Source organism: bacterium (assembly GCA_028820935.1).
Taxonomy (GTDB): Bacteria; Actinomycetota; Acidimicrobiia; order Spongiisociales; family Spongiisociaceae; genus Spongiisocius.
In genome coordinates this window covers 1-6,794 of record JAPPHZ010000025.1, presented here as the reverse complement: position 1 = coordinate 6,794, position 6,794 = coordinate 1, and the positions used below count along the sequence as shown (strand labels likewise).

The window sequence follows — 6,794 nt, the reverse complement described above, 5'->3', positions numbered from 1 at the left end:
ACTAGCAACTAGCAACTAGCAACTAGCAACTAGCAACTAGCAACTAGCAACTAGCCCAGCAAGGACCTGGCAAGCTCTCTCGCTTCGTCTAGGTTCTCGGTGTAGCGATCTGCCGGCACGCGGCGCAGGACGTCGAACGCTTCCAGGCTGGTCTTGGCATTTCCATCCAGGCCCATCACGATGCACTCCGTTTGCTCCGCCAGAGCGGTGTCGATCAGCCTCCCCACCACCTGGGCCGCACTCGGGTCCACGTACAGGGTCTCGGAGAAGTCGAGGATCACCACCTCGTGTTCTCGAATGTCGAGACCGATCGACTTGGTCATCCGTTTGGCCGAGGCAACAGTGAACGTTCCTCGCAGCTTGACCAGGCCCACCCGGGCGGAGAACATGTCGAACCCGTCATCGTCCCCGTCGAGGTCGAGGCTTCCGAGGAAGCTGGCATCGAGGAGGGGAACGGACACGATGCTCTCGAGCTCCAGCAGTTCGAACTGCCGGGCGCTGGTGAGGGCAGCGGCGATCAGGCCGATGCCCACCGCCGTCACCAGGTCCACGAACACGGCGAACCCCAGCGTGATCAGCATCACCAGGAAGTGCTCGCGCTGGATGAAGCGGAACCGGGCAAAGAAGCGCCAGTCGATGATGTCGAAGCCCACCTTCGCCAGGATGCCGGCCAGAACGGCGTGGGGGATCCGGTCGACGTATCGCCCGAGCCCCAGGACCAAAGCCAGGATGATGGCGGCGCATAACACGCCCGAGACCCGGGAGCGGCCGCCGGCGCGGATGTTGGCCGCGGTGGCCGTGGTGGCACCGGCGCCCGGGATGGCGCCGATCAGCCCGGCGATGACGTTGCCCATGCCCGCCCCGATCAGCTCCCGGTTGGGGTTGTGGTCGTCGCCCGTCATCGAGTCCGCAACCAGGGCGGTGAGGAGGCTGTTGATGGAGGCGATGAGAGCGATCGTCAGCGCCGGGAGGGCGGAATCGGCCAGGATGCCGAGAGTAAGCGAGGGCAGGGCGATGGCGGGCAGCCCGGTGGGCACCTCACCGATGGTGGGAGCGCCTGTGAAGACCGTGAAGCCCAGCACCGTGCCTGCCACCAGCGCCACCACCGAGGTCGGTAGGACCGTTCGGAGCCGTTGGGGCCAGATGATGCTGACACCGATGGCCGTCGCGCCGAGAACCACGGCGCCGAGGTTGATGTCGGCAAGCGCGGCGGGCCACCCTCGCACCGCCGCCAGCGGACCTCCCAAGGCGTGCGGGGCGCCGAGCAGCGGCAACGTGGTGACGAACAGGATGATGCCGCCGACGCCGGTCGTGAATCCGGACACCACGGGGTAAGGGGTGTAAGCGATGTAGCTACCGAGCCGCAGCGCGCCGATGAGTATCTGGAAGATGCCGGCCAGAACCGCCACCGTGAGGGTCTGGGTCAAGCTCTCGCCGGTGGAGATGAACACCACGGAGATGGCGACGGCCAGCGGCGCGGTCGGACCGGAGATCTGGGTGTTGGTACCACCGAACACCGCGGCGAAGAAGCCGACCGCGATGGCGCCGTACAGTCCGGCGATGGCGCCCAGGCCCGATGCCACCCCGAACGCCAACGACAGGGGCAGAGCAACCACCGCCGCAGTGATGCCTCCGAATGCATCGTCCCGGAAGTTGCTCAGGGTGTATTCCCGGAAGGTGCTGAGGGTGTATTTCACGCGCCGTCCACTCTACCCCCGGACTGAGTGGCTGGCCCGGAATGTTCGGGTGGGTGCCACCTGTACGCGCACCCTCTAAGATCCGTTGCTCGAATGGGTTACCCGCCTCCCGACCACCAGCGTGCTGTCGACTACATAGATGGGAAGCTGGATACTCGCCCGCTGTTCGAGCGCGCGGGCCGGATCCGGGACGAGGGGCGGGGACGCACGATCACGTACAGCCCCAAGGTGTTCGTCCCGATCACCACCCTCTGCCGGGATGTGTGCACCTACTGCACCTTCGCCAAGCCACCGGGAGCGGGAGGCGAGTACCTGACGCCCGATGACGTGCTGGCCATCGCCGAGGCGGGTGATGCGGCCGGCTGTTCGGAGGCGCTCCTCACCCTGGGGGACCGCCCGGAGGAACGCTGGCCGCAGGCACGAGCGTTCCTGGATGCCCAGGGTTACGGAACCACCATCGGCTACGTCCGGGCCATGAGCGAGCTGATAGTGGAGCGTACGGGTCTGTTCCCCCATGCCAATCCCGGGATCATGACCAGCACCGAGATCGAGGCCCTGCGCCCCACCAACGTGTCGATGGGCCTGATGCTCGAGAACATCTCTCCCCGCCTGATGGACCCCGGGATGCCTCACCACAACTGTCCCGACAAGGATCCCGCTGTCCGGATGAGGACGATCGAGGACGCCGGCGCGGCGCGCGTGCCGTTCACAACCGGCATCCTGGTAGGTATCGGCGAGACCACCCCCGAGATCGTCGACAGCCTGTTCGCAATCCGGGACGTACATGCCCGCCGGGGCCACATCCAGGAGGTCATCATCCAGAATTTCCGGGCCAAGGCCGACACCCTGATGCGTAGATCGGCCGAGCCCATACCGGCGTGGTTCGCCAGGGTGGTGGCGGTGGCTCGCTGGATCCTCGGACCGGAGATGAACCTGCAGGTGCCCCCCAACCTCACCGAGCGGTACGAGATCTACCTGGAGGCCGGCATCAACGACTGGGGAGGCGTGTCACCGCTCACGATCGATTGGGTGAACCCGGAGGCGCCCTGGCCCCATCTGGACCAGCTGAGAGCCCGGACGGAGGCCTACGGCTTCGAACTGAGGCCTCGCCTGCCCGTCTATCCGGAGTTCATCAGCGAGACCTGGATAGACCGCGGCCTGATCGGACGGGCGCGCGCCGCGACCGATGAGCGGGGGTACTCTAGAAGCGTGCCGAAGGACGTCCGGTTGGAGGTATCCCTATGACAACTTGGGCCCACACCGACATCACGTTCTGCCGCGTTCGACCTGCCCACCAGGTCACCGAGGCAGCGGCGGCCACCCGCCGCGTCGAAGGCACCACCTCCCTCGAGTTGCGGAGCCCGGACGCCCAGTCGGTGGCGGCCTGCCTGTCCGGAGGCCTGCTTCCGGTGTCCGTAGGCGCAGCAGAGGCAGAGGTCATCTCCTGGATCGTGCCACCCGATGAGGCCCTGGGACTGTCGGATCAGGGGGTCGCCGGTTGGCGGCTCACGGTGGTCCACACCGACGACCGGTCCGAGGTGATCGACGCCCTGGCGAGAACGGGCGCCGCCTTCCTCCGCACCGGTCGGAGCCGGGTGGATGAGGCAGCCGATATCTGTGGCCTCCCTGCCATTGATGCCAGACCTTCCGTGTTCGCCGACTCGGTTGTGGAAGCCGTCACCGCCGTCGATGAAGGTGCCCGCGACCTCCTCCTGCGTGATTGGGACACCGAGCGCATAGGTGAGCTCAGGGTGGCGCTGGGTGGCCGGCTGGTCGAGCGGGTGGCCGTGCCAGGCGGGATCACCGTGGACGAGGCTCGGGATTCGCTGGCGCGCGATCTGTTCAAGGCGTACCTGGATCTGGTCGACGGAGGTGGGTACGCCCGGCCTCGATACGAGTGGGCGCCCGGTATGGCGACCTCTCCTCCTCTCAGCCCGCGGCGGGTCTCGGCAGCCTGGCCGGACGCCCTGTGGACGGACGGAGCCTGGCCTGGGATGGCGGCCGCATCGCCGGAGGTCCGGGCCATACTCGACCGGTCTATCGACGCAACGCCTCCCACGGTGCCAGAGATGGTCACCCTCCTGTCGGCTCGCGGCGATGATGTGGACGCAATAGCCGCCGTGGCGGATGTCCTCCGGAGGGAACGGGTGGGAGAGACCGTCACCTACGTGGTGAACCGCAACATCAACTACACCAACGTCTGCTACTTCCGGTGCGGTTTCTGTGCCTTCTCGAAGGGTCCCCGCAGCCTCAACCTGCGCGGCGACCCCTATCTCATGTCGATCGAGGAGGTGGTGAACCGCACCACGGAGGCAGCCGCGCGTGGCGCCACCGAGGTGTGCCTCCAGGGAGGGATACATCCCGAGTTCACCGGCCAGTTCTACGTGGACGTGTTGTCGTCCATCAAGGCGGCGGCGCCGGACATGCACGTCCACGGCTTCACCCCGCTGGAGGTGTGGCAGGGAGCGGAAACCCTCGGCATGCCGGTCCGGGCGTTCCTGGAGATGCTCAAGGAGGCCGGCCTCGGCACCCTGCCGGGGACCGCGGCGGAGATTCTCGATGACCGGATCCGGCAGCACCTGTGCCCAGACAAGATCCGCACGTCACAGTGGGCCGAGGTGATGCTCATCGCCCACGAACTGGGCCTCCGGTCAACCTCCACCATCATGTTCGGCCACATCGACGACCCCCTGTCATGGGCCAACCACCTGGAGGTTATCCGGGAGATACAGCGCCGTACCGGCGGCTTCACGGAACTGGTGCCGCTCCCGTTCGTCCACATGGGAGCTCCGATCTACCTCCGGGGCCGGGCGCGGCCCGGCCCCACCTGGGACGAGGTGGTCCTGGTTCACGCGGTGGCCCGCCTGGCGCTCGATGGTCTGGTTCCCAACATCCAGGCGTCGTGGGTGAAGCTGGGCACGGACGGCGCCGCCCGGCTCCTCTCGGCCGGTTGCAATGACCTGGGCGGCACCCTGATGAACGAGACGATCTCGCGCGCCGCCGGTGCGTCGCACGGCCAAGAGGTCGGTGCCGGGGAACTCGAGGCGGTGATCGAGGAGGCGGGACGTACTCCGTCCCGGCGCGATACGCTCTACCGGGCGGTCGAGAGCCGGGTCCGGCCTCGCATCTGAGGACGGGCGGCGGCCCGGCCGGTCTCTTCGGGATCGAGACGCGAGGGAGGGAACCATGATCGACGTGGCGGTCATAACCCTGTTCCCCGGGTTCTTCACAGGCCCGACCGGGGTGGGCGTGGTCGCCAAGGCCGTGCAGACCGGCGCCATGGAACTCAGATTGATCAACCTCCGCGAGCACGGCATCGGCGTTCATCGCCAGGTCGATGATGCTCCCTTCGGCGGTGGCGCCGGGATGGTGCTCATGCCCGGTCCGCTCGCCGACGCCGTCGAGAGCCGGCTCCATACCCACAAGTTGCTCTTGACGCCGGCCGGGCGGCCCCTCCGCCAGAGCACGCTGGACCGGCTGGCGGGGTACGAGGCGTTGACCCTGGTGTGCGGCCGGTACGAGGGTGTGGACGAGCGATTCGTAGAGGAGTTCATCGACGAGGAGGTCTCGCTGGGCGACTTCGTCCTGGCCGGAGGTGACGCCGCCGCGCTGGCCGTCCTAGAAGGGGTGGCCCGGCTGCTCCCCGGCGTCCTCGGCAACCCCCGGTCGCTGGACAACGAGTCGTTCCGGGATGGACTGCTCGAGGAGCCCCAGTACACCCGACCCGCCGTATTCAGGGGTCGGCCCGTTCCGGAAGTTCTGGTCTCGGGGGACCACGGCCGGATCGAGGCCTGGAGAGAGGCCCAACGTGTGGAGCGAACTCGAGAACGGCGCCCCGACCTGCTTCCATAGGAGGGTGGCCGGTCCTCGTTGGAATCGGCCCTCGGAACAGGGTAAACTGCCCGGGCTGCTTACCCCTGTCCGGCAGACCCACGACCTCTTCGAAGCAGCCTGGTCGCGGGTCCGGCAGGAACGCGATCGTGAGGAGACCTCGATGAACGACCTCCAGTATGTCGAGCGCGCCCATCTGCGCGAGGAAGTGCCCGATTTCCGTCCCGGCGACACGGTCAAGGTACACGTTCGCGTGGTCGAGGGCGGCCGGGAGCGCATCCAGATGTTCGAAGGAGTGGTGATCGCCCGCGACGGCGGCGGCCTCTCCGAAACCTTCACCGTTCGCAAGATCAGTTTCGGCGTGGGAGTGGAGCGTATCTTCCCGGTTCATGCCCCGATCGTCCAGAAGATCGAGGTGACCCGCCGCGGGCACGTCCGCCGCGCCAAACTCTATTACCTGAGGGGCCGGGTCGGTAGGGCGGCGCGCATCAAGGAGAAGCGCTAGGAGACATCCCGCCGGCCCGCAGCCTGACTACGAATCCCCGCGCAAGTGGACAGCGGGCCCGGCACGGACCCTGCCCCATCACAGGCACATGCCCCGCCGGCACCCTCAGCGGGGCGGCGCTACGGCGCCCGGTTCGTGCGGGAGGCCGCCGGCGTGCTGTTCCTGGCCCTGGTCGTGGCGGTACTAGTCAAGGTCTTCCTCGTCCAGGCCTTCTTCATCCCCTCCGAGTCGATGATCCCCACGTTGGAGATCGATGACCGGGTCCTGGTCAGCAGGATCGCCTACGTCCTCGATGGTCCCGACCGGGGCGAGGTGATCGTCTTCGACATGCCGATGGAGTACGAGGACCCGCCCGAGCCGATCTGGGAGAGCATGGTCCGCCACGTCGTCGAGGCGGTCGGCATCCGGGTGGCCCGCGTAGAGGATCTGATCAAGCGGGTGATCGCGGTCGCGGGCGACCGGCTGGAGGTCCGCGACAACCGGGTGATGGTCAACGGCCTGGTGCTGGACGAGCCCTACGTGCCGCCGGGCGCGCGGATGGCCGACCTGGGCCCGGTCTACATCCCCGACGGGCACGTGTGGGTGATGGGTGACAACCGCGACAACAGCCGCGACAGCCGGAGTTTCGGGCCGGTTCCGGTCGACACCATCGTGGGCCGCGCCTTCATCCGGTTCTGGCCCGTGTCCCGTCTGGAAGGCCTGTAACTTGCTAGTTGCTAGTTGCTAGTTGCTAGTTGCTAGTTGCTAGTTGCTAGTTGCTA

At 67.2% G+C, this 6,794-nt stretch carries 6 protein-coding genes; 5 read left to right on the top strand and 1 reads right to left on the bottom strand.

All coding sequences use genetic code 11. From position 1 onward, the window contains the following. Positions 1-50 precede the first annotated feature (50 nt). On the bottom strand, positions 51-1,697 hold the full coding sequence (locus OXM57_05390) for a SulP family inorganic anion transporter (protein MDE0352103.1): 1,647 nt from the start codon (positions 1,695-1,697) through the stop codon (positions 51-53). Positions 1,698-1,790: 93 nt separating this feature from the next. Between OXM57_05390 and cofG the strand changes: the two genes are divergently transcribed. The 5 genes from cofG to lepB all read left to right on the top strand — a co-directional run bounded on the left by cofG (position 1,791) and on the right by lepB (position 6,738). After that, entirely contained in the window at positions 1,791-2,942 is a 1,152-nt protein-coding gene (gene cofG, locus OXM57_05385) for a 7,8-didemethyl-8-hydroxy-5-deazariboflavin synthase CofG (GenBank protein ID MDE0352102.1), read from the top strand. Then, positions 2,939-4,828: a 5-amino-6-(D-ribitylamino)uracil--L-tyrosine 4-hydroxyphenyl transferase CofH gene (gene cofH / locus OXM57_05380; GenBank protein ID MDE0352101.1), complete on the top strand. Its 1,890-nt coding sequence runs from the start codon at positions 2,939-2,941 to the stop codon at positions 4,826-4,828. The genes cofG and cofH overlap by 4 nt, the downstream gene beginning before the upstream one ends. 55 nt (positions 4,829-4,883) lie before the next feature. Next, a complete protein-coding gene (trmD, locus tag OXM57_05375; GenBank protein ID MDE0352100.1) occupies positions 4,884-5,549 on the top strand; it encodes a tRNA (guanosine(37)-N1)-methyltransferase TrmD in 666 nt (221 codons plus the stop codon). A 142-nt stretch (positions 5,550-5,691) separates the two neighbouring features. Then, positions 5,692-6,033, top strand: coding sequence for a 50S ribosomal protein L19 (gene rplS / locus OXM57_05370; protein ID MDE0352099.1), 342 nt, complete (start codon positions 5,692-5,694; stop codon positions 6,031-6,033). A gap of 135 nt (positions 6,034-6,168) precedes the next feature. Next, positions 6,169-6,738, top strand: coding sequence for a signal peptidase I (gene lepB, locus OXM57_05365; GenBank protein ID MDE0352098.1), 570 nt, complete (start codon positions 6,169-6,171; stop codon positions 6,736-6,738). Positions 6,739-6,794: the final 56 nt, after the last annotated feature.